The sequence below is a fragment of the Catellatospora coxensis genome (assembly GCF_016862635.1).
Taxonomy (GTDB): Bacteria; Actinomycetota; Actinomycetes; order Mycobacteriales; family Micromonosporaceae; genus Catellatospora; species Catellatospora coxensis.
In genome coordinates this window covers 1-15,486 of record NZ_BONI01000079.1, presented here as the reverse complement: position 1 = coordinate 15,486, position 15,486 = coordinate 1, and the positions used below count along the sequence as shown (strand labels likewise).

Annotated in this window: 14 protein-coding genes and 1 pseudogene; 9 read left to right on the top strand and 6 right to left on the bottom strand. The window is 71.7% G+C overall.

Annotated features, from left to right (window positions below):
- Positions 1 to 224: 224 nt before the first annotated feature.
- Positions 225 to 1,430, bottom strand: a pseudogene (locus tag Cco03nite_RS33730) (DUF4032 domain-containing protein); the annotation flags it as partial.
- A 122-nt stretch (positions 1,431 to 1,552) separates the two neighbouring features.
- Here Cco03nite_RS33730 and Cco03nite_RS33725 point away from each other — a divergent pair.
- From Cco03nite_RS33725 to Cco03nite_RS33715, 3 genes are all read left to right on the top strand, one after another.
- Positions 1,553 to 2,890, top strand: coding sequence for a trypsin-like serine peptidase (locus tag Cco03nite_RS33725; RefSeq protein ID WP_203697829.1), 1,338 nt, complete (start codon positions 1,553 to 1,555; stop codon positions 2,888 to 2,890).
- Positions 2,891 to 3,048: 158 nt separating this feature from the next.
- Complete coding sequence (locus Cco03nite_RS33720) at positions 3,049 to 3,723, top strand: phosphatase PAP2 family protein (RefSeq protein ID WP_203697827.1); 675 nt, start codon at positions 3,049 to 3,051, stop codon at positions 3,721 to 3,723.
- 166 nt (positions 3,724 to 3,889) lie between these two features.
- Positions 3,890 to 5,107, top strand: coding sequence for an APC family permease (locus Cco03nite_RS33715; RefSeq protein ID WP_203697866.1), 1,218 nt, complete (start codon positions 3,890 to 3,892; stop codon positions 5,105 to 5,107).
- Between the two features lie 22 nt (positions 5,108 to 5,129).
- Here the strand turns inward: Cco03nite_RS33715 and Cco03nite_RS33710 are convergent, their stop codons facing one another.
- From Cco03nite_RS33710 to Cco03nite_RS33690, 5 genes are all read right to left on the bottom strand, one after another.
- Positions 5,130 to 5,990 (bottom strand): 1-aminocyclopropane-1-carboxylate deaminase/D-cysteine desulfhydrase, encoded by an 861-nt coding sequence (locus tag Cco03nite_RS33710; protein WP_239167878.1) that lies wholly within the window; start codon positions 5,988 to 5,990, stop codon positions 5,130 to 5,132.
- Positions 5,991 to 6,089: 99 nt separating this feature from the next.
- Positions 6,090 to 6,935 carry a class II fructose-bisphosphate aldolase gene (locus Cco03nite_RS33705; protein ID WP_203697823.1) on the bottom strand — a complete coding sequence of 282 codons (846 nt, stop codon included), beginning with the start codon at positions 6,933 to 6,935 and terminating at the stop codon, positions 6,090 to 6,092.
- Positions 6,935 to 8,041: an N-acetylglucosamine-6-phosphate deacetylase gene (gene nagA, locus Cco03nite_RS33700; RefSeq protein ID WP_203697821.1), complete on the bottom strand. Its 1,107-nt coding sequence runs from the start codon at positions 8,039 to 8,041 to the stop codon at positions 6,935 to 6,937. The genes Cco03nite_RS33705 and nagA overlap by 1 nt, the downstream gene beginning before the upstream one ends.
- A 64-nt stretch (positions 8,042 to 8,105) precedes the next feature.
- Entirely contained in the window at positions 8,106 to 9,047 is a 942-nt protein-coding gene (locus Cco03nite_RS33695; protein ID WP_203697819.1) for an ROK family protein, read from the bottom strand.
- A gap of 209 nt (positions 9,048 to 9,256) precedes the next feature.
- Positions 9,257 to 10,132, bottom strand: coding sequence for an SIS domain-containing protein (locus Cco03nite_RS33690; protein WP_203697817.1), 876 nt, complete (start codon positions 10,130 to 10,132; stop codon positions 9,257 to 9,259).
- A 188-nt stretch (positions 10,133 to 10,320) separates the two neighbouring features.
- On the opposite strand from Cco03nite_RS33690, the gene Cco03nite_RS33685 reads away from it, so the two are divergent.
- From Cco03nite_RS33685 to Cco03nite_RS33660, 6 genes are all read left to right on the top strand, one after another.
- On the top strand, positions 10,321 to 11,106 hold the full coding sequence (locus tag Cco03nite_RS33685; protein WP_203697815.1) for a DeoR/GlpR family DNA-binding transcription regulator: 786 nt from the start codon (positions 10,321 to 10,323) through the stop codon (positions 11,104 to 11,106).
- Between the two features lie 213 nt (positions 11,107 to 11,319).
- The gene (locus Cco03nite_RS33680) at positions 11,320 to 12,312 is read left to right on the top strand and encodes an ABC transporter ATP-binding protein (RefSeq protein WP_203697813.1); all 993 of its coding nucleotides are present in this window, start codon (positions 11,320 to 11,322) and stop codon (positions 12,310 to 12,312) included.
- 64 nt (positions 12,313 to 12,376) lie between these two features.
- Positions 12,377 to 13,363, top strand: coding sequence for an ABC transporter permease subunit (locus Cco03nite_RS33675; RefSeq protein ID WP_203697812.1), 987 nt, complete (start codon positions 12,377 to 12,379; stop codon positions 13,361 to 13,363).
- 155 nt (positions 13,364 to 13,518) lie between these two features.
- The gene (locus Cco03nite_RS33670) at positions 13,519 to 13,917 is read left to right on the top strand and encodes a DUF3263 domain-containing protein (protein WP_203697811.1); all 399 of its coding nucleotides are present in this window, start codon (positions 13,519 to 13,521) and stop codon (positions 13,915 to 13,917) included.
- A gap of 74 nt (positions 13,918 to 13,991) precedes the next feature.
- Positions 13,992 to 14,609 carry a hypothetical protein gene (locus Cco03nite_RS33665; protein WP_203697810.1) on the top strand — a complete coding sequence of 206 codons (618 nt, stop codon included), beginning with the start codon at positions 13,992 to 13,994 and terminating at the stop codon, positions 14,607 to 14,609.
- Between the two features lie 98 nt (positions 14,610 to 14,707).
- Positions 14,708 to 15,486 (top strand): alpha/beta hydrolase (locus Cco03nite_RS33660; RefSeq protein WP_203697809.1); only part of this gene is annotated, 779 nt, incomplete at its 3' end.

The following is a 15,486-nucleotide window of genomic DNA, read 5'->3' as shown; positions in this document are numbered from 1 at the left end:
GTTTTGTCGATCGCCCAGCGTTGTCACCCACCCGAGTTGAATAGACGTTGGCCTATCACATCGAAAAATCGCGACTCGGATTCGATGTGATAGGCCAACGTCGATGACGGGTGGGGCGGCGAGCGGGTAGGCGTCGTCGACGTGAGCGGTCAGCGGGCGGCGAGGTCGTCGTCCTCGGCGATGTCGTCGTCGGGGATGAGGTCGGGGTCGGGTTCCTCGTCGGGGTCGTAGCCGAGGACGGCCTGCTCGTCCGGGCGGTGCACCAGCACGTTGTTGAGGAACGACTGGACCGCGGGGGCGAGGCCGACGTCGCGGCCCGCGTTCTCGCTCAGCGTCCAGCGGTGCTCGATGATCTGCACGAACAGCTCCGGTGGCTCCAGCTTGCCGCGCAGGTGCGGCGGCACGGCACGGATCACCGGCTCGAACACCTCGGTCAGCCAGCGGTGCGCGGCCTGGGCCTCGTCGGGCAGGTCCTCGGACTCGGCCCGGTACGCGTCGAGGTCGTTGAGCAGCGCGCGCGCCTGGTTCTCCTCGGCGTCGAGCCCGGTCAGGCGGAGCAGGCGGCGGGTGTGGTGGCCGGCGTCGACGACCTTCGGGCGCAGCATGATGCTGCGGTGCCCGCCCTCCTCGACGACGGACATCGCCACCTCCTCGACGTCGAAGCCGAGTTCGTTGAGGCGGCGGATGCGCTTGTCCATCTGGCGGCGGGTGTCGGTCTCGACGGCCTGCTCGTGGGTCAGCTCGTGCCACAGCGTCTCGTAGCGGCGCACCACCTCGTCGGAGACGTGCTCCGGGTCGATGCCCTCGTGCAGCAGGCCCGCGGCCTGCAGGTCCAGCGCCTCGCCGAAGATGTTGGTCCGGGCGATCTCCAGGTCCTCGCCGCGCTGGCCGGGGGACAGCCGCAGGTGCAGCTGGCCGGTCTCGGCGTCGACGAGGTACGCGGCGAACGCGCCCGCGTCGCGGCGGAACAGGGTGTTGGACAGCGAGCAGTCGCCCCAGAAGAAGCCGAGCAGATGCATGCGCACCAGCAGCGCGGCGAGCGCGTCCAGCAGCCGGTTCATGGTGTCGGGGCGCAGCGTGTGCGAGAACAGCGCCCGGTACGGCAGGGAGAACTTCAGGTGCCGGGTGACCAGCACCGGTTCGAGGTGCTCGCCGTCGGCGGCGATCCGGTCGGCGACGATCGCGACCGCCTCGACGGCCGGGGCGTCGATCCGTTCGAGGGCGCGGAGCAGGTCGTACTCCCGCTCGGCGATCTTCTCGCGGGTCTCCTTCACCGCGTACACGGTGCCCTGGAGTTTGACGAAGCGGACCACGTGCCGGGAGATGCCCTGGGGCAGCGCGACCAGGTGGTCGGCCGGCCACTCCTCCAGTGGAGTTGACCAGGGTAGATCGATCAGGGCTGGGTCTACGAGGGCCGAGGTGATCCGCACGCGAACAGCCTACGGATTCGCGTACAGCTGCCGCGAATCCTCTTTTCGGCCGAGGCACCGGCCACAGTGCTGCGTCGTTGCACGTAGGGAGCTTGTCCGGAGTCGTTCAGGAGGCTGGTCGCATGCGCCGTACGGTCGCGCTGGTGATGGGAATCTCTGCCGTGTTGGCGCTCACCTCGGCCGCAGGCGCCGCGGTGCTCGGTGAGGGAGCCCCGCCCGCCGTACGGCCGGACGACGCCCGATCGATGATCACCGCGGTGCAGGACGCCGAGCAGGCGGCCGTGCCGTCGGCCGGTGCCGGGGCCGTCGCCCCGGTCACCGCGAAGGGCGGCGAGGACGCGACCCCGAACCGGACCGGGCGGGCCGAGGCGGGCCGGGTCGAGTCCGCGCACGCGGTGCTCGGCTACCTCGGCGCGGACCGCAGCACGACGCTGCACTACCCCGGGGCCGAGTACGTCAAGGTGCACTTCTCGCAGCTGCTGCTGCTGCCCGGCGACTACCTGACGGTCAGCGACCCGAAGCGCACCGAGGTGCACCGCATCGACGGCGACGCGGTCGGCTCGGTGCTCGGCAGCGCCGGCCGCTGGGCGATGTCCGTGACCGGGGACACCGCCCTGGTCGAGCTGCACAGCTCGAACCTCGACCTGCTCGGGCTGGGCGGCGCCGTGGCCCGGCTCGGCGTGGTGATCGACCAGGTGAGCCGCGGGCACACCGAGGCCGAGCGGGCCGCGGCGTCCGAGTCGTACCAGAAGGCGAAGCGGGCGCAGGCGGGCACGGGCCGGGAGGAGACCATCTGCGGCTCCGACCAGAAGGCCGACGCGGTCTGCTACCGCACCACCGAGCCGGTGGTCTACCGGCGCGCGAAGGCCGTGGCCCGGATGCTGATCGGCGGCGTCGAGCTGTGCACCGCGTGGCGGGTCGGGCCGCGCAACCTGCTGCTGACCAACAACCACTGCGTCGCCGACAAGAGCGAGACCAGCGACGTCGAGGTGTGGTTCAACTACCAGTGCGCCGAGTGCGGCGGGTACGACGTGTTCCGGCCGACCAAGGTGTGGCTGAGCGAGCTGATCACCACGGACAAGACGCTGGACTTCAGCCTGTTCTCGGTGACCGACTTCCCGCTGGTGGAGAAGTTCGGCTACCTGGAGCTGGATCTGCGCCGCCCCGCCAAGGGCGAGGAGCTCTACATCCCGCAGCACCCGGCGGGCGCGCCGGCGATGGTGGCGATCAGCAGCGACCGCGACCGGGCCGGCAACTGCGCAGTGGAGAGCAGCGACTACGACGGCTACGCCGACGACACCGACATCTCCTACTACTGCGACACCGAGGGCGGCTCGTCCGGCTCGCCGGTCCTGTCCCGCCGCACCAACAAGGTCATCGCCCTGCACCACTTCGGCGGCTGCCCCAACTCCGGCGTCCGCATGGAACTCATCGCCAAAAAGCTCGGCACCCTGCTCTGACCGCCTTCTTTCGGGTTGATCATGAACTTATGGCACGGCTCGACGGCGAGTCCGTGCCATAAGTTCATGATCGTTTGTTGGGGGTGGCGCTGTGGTGATCTTGTGGAGGGTTGGTGCAGGTATGCCGGGTCGCGGGGTCGGTCAGGCATAGTGGGCCGGTGCGGATTCCGACGCGGCGGCTGAGCCGGTTCGACAGCTGGTGGTGGGACGTCGTCCTGGTGGCGGTGCTGGCGCTGATCACGCTGCTGGCGGCGCGTGGCGCGACCGAAGGGCTCGACCTGGGCGTACGCGACTGGGTGCAGAGCCAGCAGCCCGGCTGGGCGCACACCGTCGCGCGGGCGCTGAACTACCTCGGGCAGGGCTGGCTGGTGATGTGGATCATCACGGGCTCGCTGACGGTGACGCTGCTCGTGCGTACCCGGGACTGGCGGGTGCTGCTGCCCGGGGTGACGGGTTTCCTGCTCACGTACCTCACCATCGGGCCGCTGAAGCTGTGGACGCACCGGGACGCGCCGAGCAGTTCGCTGCCCAACGCGGTGGAGCTGTTCAACCCGCTGGCGGTGGCGTACTCGAACTCGTACCCGTCCGGGCACGTGGTCAACGCGATCGTGTGGTGGGGGATCATCGTGATCCTGGCCTCGCGGCTGTGGCGGCTGCCGCCGACGCTGGTGCGCTGGATGCGGGTCGCGCCGCCGGTGATCGTGCTGTGCACGACGACGTACCTGTCGCACCACTGGGTCACCGACGGGCTGGCCGCGCTGGCCCTGGGCCTGCTGCTGGACCGGATCATCCACCGGATCGACTGGAACGCGATCCTGCCGCCGGCCCGCTGATTCCGCCGCGCCCGGAGGCTGCCGCGTTCGCGCCGTCGGCCGCACGCCCAGCGTGCTGACCTCGCGCTCAGCGGGCCGAAGGTTAACAAGGTGCCCTTCCTATACACATAGGGTTTGCAAGGTGCCCTTCCTTTATTCAATGTGGGCGGGCTAGCCTGCGGGCGTGATCTCGACGTTGGCGCGGCGGCTGGGGTTCGGCGACGCCGTCGTCATCGGGCTGGGGGCGATGCTCGGCGCCGGTGTGTTCGTGGTGTGGGGGCCGGCGGCCGCCGCTGCGGGAACCGGTGGCGCGCTGATGCTGGCGCTGCTCATCGCGGCGGTGGTGGCGGCGTGCAACGCGACCGGGTCGGCGCGGCTGGCGGCGCGGTATCCCGAGTCCGGCGGCACCTACGTGTACGGGCGCGAGCAGCTCGGGGCGTTCACCGGGTTCCTGGCGGGCTGGGCGTTCGTCATCGGCAAGACGGCCAGCTGCGCGGCGATGGCGCTGACGATCGGGTACTACCTGTGGCCCGGATACGCCCGGCCGGTGGCGGTCGCGGCGGTCGTGGTGCTCACGCTGATCAACATCCGGGGGGTCACGAAGACGGCCGCCGCGACCCGGGTGCTCGTCGCGATCACCCTGCTCGTGCTGGTCACGGCCGTCGGGGTCGGGCTGTGGGGCGGCGGGGTGGCCGAAGCCGGGGCCGCCGGTCCGGCGGGGCCGTTCGAGGCGGCGGGGCTGCTGTTCTTCGCGTTCGCCGGGTACGCCCGGATCGCCACGCTCGGCGAGGAGGTCCGCGACCCGGAGCGCACCATCCCGCGGGCCGTGCCGGTGGCGCTCGGGGTGGTGCTGGCCGTCTACCTGGCCGTCGCGCTGGTCTGCCTGTCCGTGCTCGGGATGCCCGCGCTGGCGCGATCGACCGCGCCGCTGGCCGACGTGGTCGCCGCCGCCGGTGTGCCCGGCCTGGTCCCGGTCGTGCGGATCGGGGCGGGCATCGCGGTGTGCGGGGTGCTGCTCAGCCTGCTGGCCGGGGTCGGCCGGACGATCCTGGCCATGGCCCGGCGCAGCGACCTGCCGTCCCGCCTGTCCGCGGTGCACGCCCGGTACGCGACCCCGTGGCTGGCCGAGCTGGCCGTCGCCGTGGTGATCATCGGGGTGGTGCTGGCGGCGGACGTGCGCGGCGCGATCGGCTTCTCCAGCGTGGCGGTGCTGACCTACTACGCGATCACCAACGCGGCCGCGTGGAGCCTGGGCGGACCGAAGCACCTGCGCGCGGTGGCGGCGCTCGGGCTGATCGGCTGCATCGTGCTCGCGATGACCCTGCCCGAGCCGACGGTGCTGGCCGGGGCGGGAATGCTCGCGCTCGGCGTGCTCGCGTACGCGGTCGCGCGCCGCAAGGGCTGACGGGCAGCGCGCGGTCCCGCCGCTAGGCGACCGGAGCCGGTGCGGAGCCGGTGATGACCGCGGCGAGGCGGGTGCCCCGGAGGAAGACGCCCTGTTCGGCGAGGTCGAAGAGGGCGGCGAGCAGCTTGCCGGTGTAGACCGGGTCCAGGGCGAGGCCGTGGCGGCGGTGGAAGTCGGCGACGAACGCGTCGAGCTGCGGGGTGCGCTTGGCGTACCCGCCGAAGTGGTGATCCAGCTCGATCCGCCAGTTGGCCGTGGGCGCGCCGAAGGCCTGGCGTTGCAACTCGGTCACCTCGTCGACCAGGAAGCGTGCGCCTTTCAACACGGCGATCCCGAGTGCCCGCCGATCGCCGGTCAGGCCGCCCGCGATCCCGGCCAGGGTGCCGCCGGTGCCGACCGGGCAGCACAGCAAGTCGTACTCGGCATCGATCGCGCCGGGCAGTTCGGCGCAGCCGCGCACGGCGAGGGCGTTGCTGCCGCCCTCGGGGATCACGTAGCAGTCGCCCCAGGTCGGCTTCAGCTCGGCGAGCACGGCATCGGTGTGCTTGCGGCGGTAGGTGTCCCGGTCCAGGTAGGACAGGATCATGCCCTGATCGGCGGCGTACGCCAGGGACGGGTTGAGCGGCAGGTGCTCCTCGCCGCGCACGATGCCGATGGTCCGGAACCCGTGGCGGCGGCCGGCTGCGGCGACCGCGCGCAGATGGTTGGAGTACGCCCCGCCGAACGTCAACAGCGTCCCGAACCCCTGCTCCCGCGCTTCCACCAGGTTGTACTTCAGCTTCCGCGCCTTGTTGCCGGGTAGCTCCGGGTCAACCAGGTCGTCGCGGACCAACAGCATCGTCACCCCGACCCGGTCGAGCCGCCCGTCCCGCAGCTCTTCCACGATCGGCTCAATGCGGCGATCTTGCACGAGTGGCCCCTTCCGTGACCGATTCATCCGTGTCGTGGGGGACGCCCGTGCAAGATCGCCGCTCCGAGGGGGTCAGAGCAGGGTGAGGAAGTGTCGGACGGTGGCGGACATGGCGTCGCGGGCGGGGCGGAGGTACTTGCGGGGGTCCACGAGTTTCGGGTCGGTGGAGAGGATCTCGCGGACGGCGCCGGTCGCGGCGATGTTGAGGGCTGTGCCGATGTTGATTTTCACGAGACCGCCGGTGACCGCGCGGCGCAGTTCGGCGTCGCCTACGCCGGAGGAGCCGTGCAGCACCAGGGGGACGGTGACGGCGTTCTTCAGGGCGGCGATCAGATCGTGGTCGAGGGCGGCGTCACGGCTGGTCATCGCGTGGGAGGAGCCGACCGCGACGGCGAGCGCGTCCACTCCGGTCTCGGCGACGTACGCGGCCGCCTCGGCGGGATCCGTGCGCGCGCCGGGGGCGTGCGCGCCGAGCGGCGGTGCGCCGTCCTTGCCGCCGACGGTGCCCAGCTCGCTCTCCAGCCACAGCCCGTGCTCGTGGCAGAACTCCGCCGCCGCCCTGGTCGCGGCCACGTTCTCCGCGTACGGCAGGGTCGAGGCGTCGAACATGACCGACGAGAAGCCGTGCTCGGGCGCCTGCCTCAGCAGCGCCACCGACTCCACGTGGTCCAGGTGCAGCGCCACGTCGACCGAGGCCAGCTCGGCGACCGCGCGCGCGGCGGCGGTGATCGGGCCGAGCTGCCCGCCGTGGAACTTCACCGCGTTCTCGCTGATCTGCAGGATCACCGGCCGGCCCGCGGCGGCCGCCCCGGCGGTGATCGCCTCGGCGTGCTCCAGGGTGATGACGTTGAACGCGGCGACGCCGGTGCCGCCGACGGCCGCCTCGGCGACCAGCTTCCCGGTGGGGACCAGGGCCATCAGTTCCACACTCCCGACTTCATGACGCGGACGACGCCCAGGTCGGCGTCCAGTTCGACCAGGTCGGCGCGCAGGCCGGAGCGCAGCGCGCCCAGCTCGCCGGCCAGGCCGAGGACCCGGGCCGGGGTGGTCGCGGCCATCGCCGCCACATCCGTGATCGGCAGGCCCGCGCCGAGCGCCTGGCGCACCGCGGCGTCCATGGTCAGCGTGCTGCCGGCGATGCTGCCGCTGGCCAGCCGAGCCACCCGGTCGGCGACGGTGACGGCCAGGCCGCCCAGGTCGTACTCGCCGTCGGGCATACCCGCCGCGGTCATCGCGTCGGTGATCAGGGCGGCCCGAGCGCTGCCCGCGCTGTGCGCGGCGAAGGCCAGGGTGCCGTCGTGCAGGTGTACGCCGTCGGCGACCAGTTCACAGACGACGGTGGGGGAGTCCAGCAGCGCCACGATCGGGCCCGGCTCGCGGTGGTGCACCGGGCGCATGCCGTTGAACAGGTGCGTGCCGACCGTCGCGCCGGCCTCGACCGCGGCCATGACCTCGGCGTACGACCCGTCGGTGTGCCCGACCGCGGCCACCACGCCGTGCTCGGCCAGCAGCCGGATCGCGTCGAGCGCGCCCGGCCGCTCCGGCGCGATGGTGACCATGCGCAGCACGCCGTCGGCGAGCTTGATGATCTCGGTCAGCTCGTCGAGCGACGGGTCGCGCAGGAACTCCGGGTTCTGCGCGCCGCAGCGCGCGTGCGACAGGTACGGCCCCTCGAAGTGCACGCCGGCCAGCACACCCTCGGCCACCAGCGGCGCGTACGCCAGCACCGCGTCGCGCATCAGCTCGAACGGCGACGAGACCAGGCTCGCCAGCAGCGTGGTCGTGCCGTGGCCCAGGTGGAACGCGGCCGCCTGCCGGGCCGCCGCGGCGTCGCCGGTGGTGAAGGTGAACCCGCCGCCACCGTGGTTGTGGATGTCCACGAACCCGGGCAGGATCCACCGGTCCGGGGCCGCGGTGCCGGGTTCGATGGAGGCGATGCGATCGCCGTTCAGATGGAGGGAGCCCTCGACCACACCCTCAGGTGTGACGATCCGCCCGCTGATTCGCTCGCGATGCTCGCTCATGCCTTCTCCTCGCTGCGCTCGTCGGCGGCATGTCCGAGCCCGCTGATTCGCTCGCGATGCTCGCTCATGCCTTCTCCTCGGTACGTTCGAGCAGGTCCAGGGCGATCAGGGCCGCGCCGAGGGCGCCGGACTCGTCGCCCAGTTCGGCGCGCACGATCTCGGGTACGCGGTGGAAGGTGACCTTCTTGCCCAGCGCGTCGCGTAGCGGGGCGAGCAGAGTCTCGCCGGACTCGGCCAGGCCGCCGCCGATGACGACCAGTTCCGGGTCGTACAGGGCCTGGCCGGTGAGCAGCCCGTCGGCCAGCGCGTCGACGGTCTCCGCCCATACCTGGTCGGCGTGGGGGTCGGTGTTCAGCCGAGCGGCGACCTGGGCCGCGGTGGCGGGGCTGCCGGCGAGTTCGGTGTAGCGGCGCTCGACGGCGCTGGCCGAGGCGAGCGCCTCCAGGCAGCCGCGCAGGCCGCAGCCGCACAGCGGGCCGCCGGGGCGTACCACGATGTGGCCGATCTCCCCGGCCGCGCCGTGCGCGCCCGCCATGACCGTGCCGTCGACGACGTGCGCGGCGGCGATCCCGGTGCCGATCGGCACCACCAGCACGTGCTTACGGCCACGGCCCGCGCCCAGCCGAGCCTCGGCCAGGCCGCTGGCCCGCACGTCGTGGCCGACCGCGGTCGGCAGGCCGGTCCGGTCGGCGATCTCGCGGCGCAGCGGCACGTCCCGGAAACCGATGTTCGAGGAGTACGTCGCGATGCCGTTGGCCTCGTCGACGATGCCCGGCACGACGACGCCCGCGCCGACGGGCCGCCAGCCGCGCTCGGCGGCGGTCGCGGCCAGTCCCGCGGCGACGTCGAGGATGGTGCCGAGCACCGCCTGCGGCCCGCGCTCGCGGCCGGTGGCGTGGCGCTCGGTGTGGCGTACCCGGTGGGCGACGTCGACCAGGGCGCACTTCATCCCGGTGCCGCCAACGTCGATGGAGACGACGACGTCGTCAGGTTGGTGCGAGGTCATGCCTTCTCCTCGCTGCGCTCGTCGGCGGCATCACCGAGCCTGCTGATTCGCTCGCGTAGCTCGCTCATGCCTTCTCCTCGCTGCGCTCGTCGGCGGCATCACCGAGCCTGCTGATTCGCTCGCGTAGCTCGCTCATGCCTTCTCCTCGCCGCGCTCGTCGGCGGCATCACTGATGCCTGCTGATTCGCTCGCAAGCTCGCTCATACCAGTCATGACAGCACTACCGAGCGGGTCAGGTGGCGCGGGGTGTCGGGGTCGAGGCCCTTGTGCTCGGCCAGGGCGACCGCGAAGCGCTGGGCGACGATCAGGTGTGCGACCGGGTCGATCGACGGGTCGTGCACGAAGGTCGCACCGGTCGCCTCGACGTCCTCGCGCAGGCCGGGCGGGACCGCGCCGAAGGCCCAGACCGCGCGGCCGGTGGTGCTGATCGAGATGGGGCCGTGCCGGAAGTCCATCGCCGGGTACGCCTCGGTCCAGAACGTCGCCGCCTCGCGGCACTTGAGCGCGGCCTCCTGGGCCAGGCCGTTGGTCCAGCCCCGGCCGACGAAGGTGACCTGCTCGATGGTCGCCGGGTCGAGCGGCAGCGGCAGTGCGAGCGCGCGCCGCGCGTCGTCGGCGGCCTTGGCCAGGTCCTCGCCGAGCGAGGCGCGCAGCAGCGTGAGCGCGCTGGTCGCGAAGCGGGTCTGCACCACGGAGCGCTCGTCGGCCCAGGGCAGCGCGATCACGTCGCGGGCCAGGGTCACGGCCGGGGTGTCGACGTCGCCGACCAGCACCGTGGACCGGTCACCGGCCTTGCGCAGGATGTCGAGGACCTCGGTGGTGGTGCCGGACCTGGTGATCGCGATGATCCGGTCGTACGGGCGGTCGATCGGGAACTCGCTGCCCGCGAAGGCGTCGGTCTCGCCCTGGCCGGCGGACTCGCGCAGCGCGGCGTACGCCATCGCCATGAACCAGGAGGTGCCGCAGCCGACGACGGCGACACGCTCGCCGGGCCGGGGCAGTGCCCCGGTCGCCTCGGCGGCCTGTGCCGCGGCCCGTCGCCAGAGCTCAGGCTGGCTGTCGATCTCTTCGGCGACGTACGTCATGGGGTGGGCCCTCCAAGCAGGCGTGCGCGTAACGGCTCGAAAGTAAGGGTTTTCGCGCGCTATTCTGCGCGACGCCTGGGGCGATGGCAACTCAAGAGTCACATACGCGCAGCACATCGCGTTGCATGGGCGGGTTTCGCGCACTAGTGTGCACGCATCCGCTCATAAATCGCGCAAACGGAGGCTCGGTGGACCGGTACGCCCGCTGGAACGCGCTGCTGGAACTGCTCACCGATTCGGGCCGGGTGACCGTCGAGGAGGCCGCCGAGCGGCTCGACGTCTCCCAGGCCACCATCCGCCGCGACTTCGACCAGCTCGCCCAGCAGCAGATGATCACGCGTACCCGGGGCGGGGCCGTCGCCAGCGGCGTCTCCTACGACCTGCCGCTGCGCTACAAGACCGCCAAGCACTCGGCCGAGAAGCAGCGCATCGGCGCCGCCGCGGCCGCGCTGGTGCAGCCCGGCATGGTCGTCGGCCTCAACGGCGGCACCACCACCACCGAGGTCGCCCGCGCCCTGGCCGTACGCCCCGAGTTGAACTCGGTCTCCGAGGGCGCGCAGCTCACCGTCGTCACCAACGCGCTCAACATCGCCAACGAGCTGCTGGTCCGCTCCCGGATGAAGATCGTGGTGACCGGCGGCGTGGTGCGCCCGCAGTCGTTCGAGCTGGTCGGCCCGCTCGGTGGCGGCATCCTGCGCGAGGTCACCCTGGACCTGGTGCTGCTCGGTGTCAACGCGATCGACGTGTCCCTCGGCGCGGCCGCCCACCACGAGGGCGAGGCGGCGATGAACTCGCTGATGGTGGCCCGCGCCAAGCGGGTGGCGATCATCGCGGACTCGTCCAAGCTGGGCAGCCACGCGTTCGCCCGCATCTGCCCGGTCGAGCGCATCGAAACCCTGGTCACCGACTCCAACGCCGACCCCGCCGCCGTCTCCGCCTTCCGCGACGCCGGCCTCAACGTCATCGTCGCCTGACCGTCGCCCGCCGCGTCCCGCTGATCGTCGGACTTGCCTGGCAGGTGTGCGTATCTTGAGGCTGCATTCGCCCAGGTGCCAGGCAAATCGGATGACCTTCGGTGACCGGTGCGGTACGGGGTGGGGTTGTGAAGAATCGGGGGAGATCAGGGCTGCGTGGGGGGTGCATACGCCGTAGGGTGCGGGGGTCACTGAATACCTAGGAGGTCGCCCGTGACCGCTGTCTTGGAGATCCAAGGCCTGCGTAAGACGTACCGAGCCCGGGGTGGCCCTCGTCGGGCGCTGGACGGCTTCGAGATGTATGTGGAGGCCGGGCAGGTACACGGCTTCCTGGGCCCGAACGGCTCCGGCAAGACCACCACCCTGCGTACGCTGCTCGGTCTGATCAAGCCGGACAGCGGCGAGATGCGCATCCTCGGTCACGAGCTGCCGCGGCACCTGCCCAGCGTGGTCGGCCAGGTCGGCGCGATCGTGGAGAGCCCGCAGTTCTTCGCCCACTTCACCGCGCGCGACACGCTGTCCCTGCTGGCCGACGCGGGCAGCCTGCCCAAGGAGCGCGTCGACTGGGCGCTGGAGCTGGTCGGCCTGCGCGAGCGGGCCAAGGAGCGCGTCAAGACGTACTCGCTGGGCATGAAGCAGCGGCTGGCCGTCGCGTCGGCGCTGCTCAAGCAGCCGAAGCTGCTGATCCTCGACGAGCCCGCCAACGGCCTGGACCCGGGCGGCATCCGCGAGATGCGCGACATGATGGCCACGCTGTCGGCCGGGGGCATGACCGTGGTGCTGTCCAGCCACATCCTCGGCGAGATCCAGCTGATCTGCGACAGCGTCACCATCATCTCGCTGGGCCGCCGGGTCGCGGCCGGCCCGGTCGCCGAGGTGCTGCAGGCGCACTCGTCCGGCCAGGTGAAGGTCGCCCTGGAGACGCCCGCGGACCTGTCCGCCGCCGCCCAGGTGCTGATCGCGGCGGGTTTCCAGCTGCAGGCGAACGCCGACCACCTCACCCTGTCCGGGGTGGACAAGCCGGCGCTGATCGCGCGGCTGCTGGCGGAGCGCCAGCTGTACGTCAGCGAGCTGACCCCGGTCACCGCGGACCTCGAAAGCGTGTTCCTGGAGCTGACCGGCACCGCCCCGGTGCCCGGCCAGGTCCGCTCGGTCGATCAGAGTGTGCGGCCGGAGCTCACGCCACAGAGCGGGGTGAACTCATGAGCGAGCTTTGCGAGCGATTCAGCAGGCTCGGACATGCCGCCGACGAGCGTAGCGAGGAGAAGGCATGAGCCTGGTACGTGCTGAGCGGCGGCGGTTCTTCAAGCGCCGGCTGACCCGCTGGGTCTTCCCGATCGGCCTGCTGCTGCTGGTGACGATCGCGTCGATCCTGTTCGCGTTCCACTCCAAGCCCACCCCCGAGGCGCGCGCCAGGGGCGAGGCGGCGGCCGAGGCGATGTACCAGGAGCAGGTCCGCTACTACGAGCAGTACAAGCGCGAGTGCGGCGAGAAGTGCCCCGACGACGGCTGGACCGGACCGCAGCGGACCGACTTCCGGGCCGAGGACTTCATGCCGCCGTCGTTCGACTTCAAGGCGCAGTACGGCGAGCTGTTCCTGGTCTGGGCCGCGATCATGGCGATGGTGGCCTTCCTGCTGGGGGCGTCGTTCGTCGGGGCCGAGTGGGCCTCCGGGGCCATGATGAACCTGCTGACCTGGCAGCCGAAACGGATGAAGGTGCTCGGCACCAAGCTGGGCGTGCTGCTGCTGTCGGTGGCCGCGCTGTCCATCCTGGCGCTGGGTGTCTGGACCGGCATCCTGTGGGCGGCGGGTGAGCTGCGCGGCACCACCGAGGGGCTGACCCCGGGGGTGTGGCAGTCGTTCGGCCTGACCGCGCTGCGCGGGCTGGGCATGATCCTGGCGTTCGCGGCGCTCGGCTTCGGGCTGGCCTCGATCGGCCGGCACACCGGTCTCGCGCTGGGCGCGGCACTGGCCGTGGTGATCGTCGGGCAGGTCGGTCTGACCATCCTGTTCCAGATGATCCGGGTGCAGTTCTGGGAGCAGTACCTGGTCCCGGTGCACATCTTCGCCTGGATGAACAAAGAGATGAAGCTGATGGACTACAGCTCGCCGGAGACGGTCTGCGACAACGCGGGCAACTGCAACCCGCCGGAGCTGCTGATCACCTGGCAGGACAGCGGTTCGATCGCGCTGGGCCTGGTCGTGGTGGTGCTCGCGTTCGCCTTCTGGCAGATGCGCCGCCGCGACATCAGCTGACTCACGGCGACAGGCATACGGCCGGGCGGCCGGGGTATCCGAACACCCCGGCCGCCCGGTCGCTTTTGTGGCACAGCAACCCTGATCACAGATCTTTCGTTGATCACGACAGCGCACCTAGACTCGTGGGACGTGGCCCGCGGGGAGGGGACAAAATGGAGCAGATCAGACAGCGTTCGCGAGCCGACGGCAGCGACCTCGAAGAGCTGCCCCTGGTCCCGATTCCCCGGCGTGAGCCGGTTGTCGAGCTCACCTCGCCGGCCGAGCGCGACGACGAGGTCGACTCCGACCTGCCCGCGGCGGCCGTGGGCACCGAGGAGGAGGCGCTCTCCGAGCGCGACCGGCACATCCTCGCCTTCGAGCAGCGCTGGTGGCGGCACGCCGGGGCCAAGGAGCAGGCGATCCGCGACCAGTTCGAGGTCTCCGCGACGCGTTACTACCAGCTGCTGAACGCGCTGCTCGACGACCCGGCCGCGCTGGCGTACGACCCGGTGCTCGTCGGCCGCCTGCGGCGGCTGCGCGGCAGCCGGGCCCGCACCCGCAGCGCCCGCTGACCGGCGCAGTTCGCGGCTGTCAGCTTCACGATCTCTTGATCGTTTCGTGATCCGTCGCTGACACCCTGCCGGACATGCGATCGATCCTCCGCCGTTCCGTCCCGCTCCTGGTGGTGGCCGCGTTGGCCGCCTTCGGCACCGCCGCCTGCGGCAAGGGCGGCACCCCCGCCGCCGCGCCGACGGCCGTCACCTCGCTCGGCCCGTCGGCCGCCCCGAGCAGCGCCGCCCCCGCGCCGAGCCCGAGTCCGAAGGCGGAGAAGGGCTTCATCACCGCGGGCGGGTACGGGCCGTACGTCATCGGCCTCGCGCTGGCCAAGGCCGACGCGGGCAAGCTGGTCACCAAGAAGCAGAGCACCGCGGGCTGCCCCGGCTGGGTCGCGGGCTTCGGCAGCGGCGAGTACGCCGACGTCGCGGTGATCTTCTACAACGGCGAGCTGCTGTGGTTCAGCACCGACGGCAAGTCGCACCAGACCGCGGCCGGGGCACAGGTGGGCGCGAAGCTCGCCGAGGTCAAGGCGATGTACGCCGGGGCCAAGGAGCTGCCCGGCCCGAACGGCGAGAAGGCGCTGTCGGTCGACAGCGGCAAGAACACGCTGTTCTTCCGGTTCTCCAAGGCCGGGGTGCTCACGGGCATCGAGGCGGGCGACGCCGAGACGCTGGAGTTCCGCTACACCGAGGGCGAGGGCTGCTGAAACCTGGAGGCCACCCACACGCCGGCTGAAAGAACTCTCAGCTTGCGTGGGGGTTGTCCCCGATGGGTCCCCGGGTGACTCGCCGTACTGTGGCGGTCATGCGCGCGCTCGCGGCCCGGGTACGGGCAAAGCTCAACAGACGGTGGATCGCCGGAGGCGTCGGCGTGGTCCTGCTGGCCGGCCTGGCGACCTGGGCGGTCTGGCCCGCCGACCCCGGCTACCGCACGGTGGACGAGCGGGTGTCGGTGCGCACCGGCCCGCTCGGGGACTCCGACGTCACCCTCGACACCCGGCTCTACCTGCCCGACGGCGCGTCCGCCGGGAACAAGGTGCCGGCGCTGCTGCTGGCCCACGGGTTCGGCGGCACCAAGGAGAGCGTCGCCCTCGACGCGCAGGATCTGGCCGGGCTCGGGTACGCGGTGCTCACCTGGACCGCGCAGGGCTTCGGCGCGAGCACCGGGCAGATCCACCTGAACTCCCCGGACTACGAGGTCCGCGACGCCCAGCGGCTGCTGGACCACCTCGCCAAGCGCGACGACATCCAGCTCGACGCCGCCGGCGACCCGCGGGTCGGCGTGCTCGGCGGCTCGTACGGCGGCGCGCTGTCGCTGCTGCTCGCGGCGCAGGACAAGCGGGTCGACGCGATCGTCCCGATGATCACGTGGAACGACCTCGGCAAGTCGCTGTTCGCGCAGTCCGCGGCCACCACCGACGACGGCGTGTTCAAGCAGGCCTGGGCGGGCGTGTTCTTCAGCTCCGGCCTGTCCGGCGGGCGCGGCGGCGGTGCCGGGGGCGGCCTGGAGTCGCTCGGCCTGGACGGCGGTGCGCCGGGTGACGGCGCGAGCGGCGGGGCACCGGGCGACGGCGGGCCGGCGAG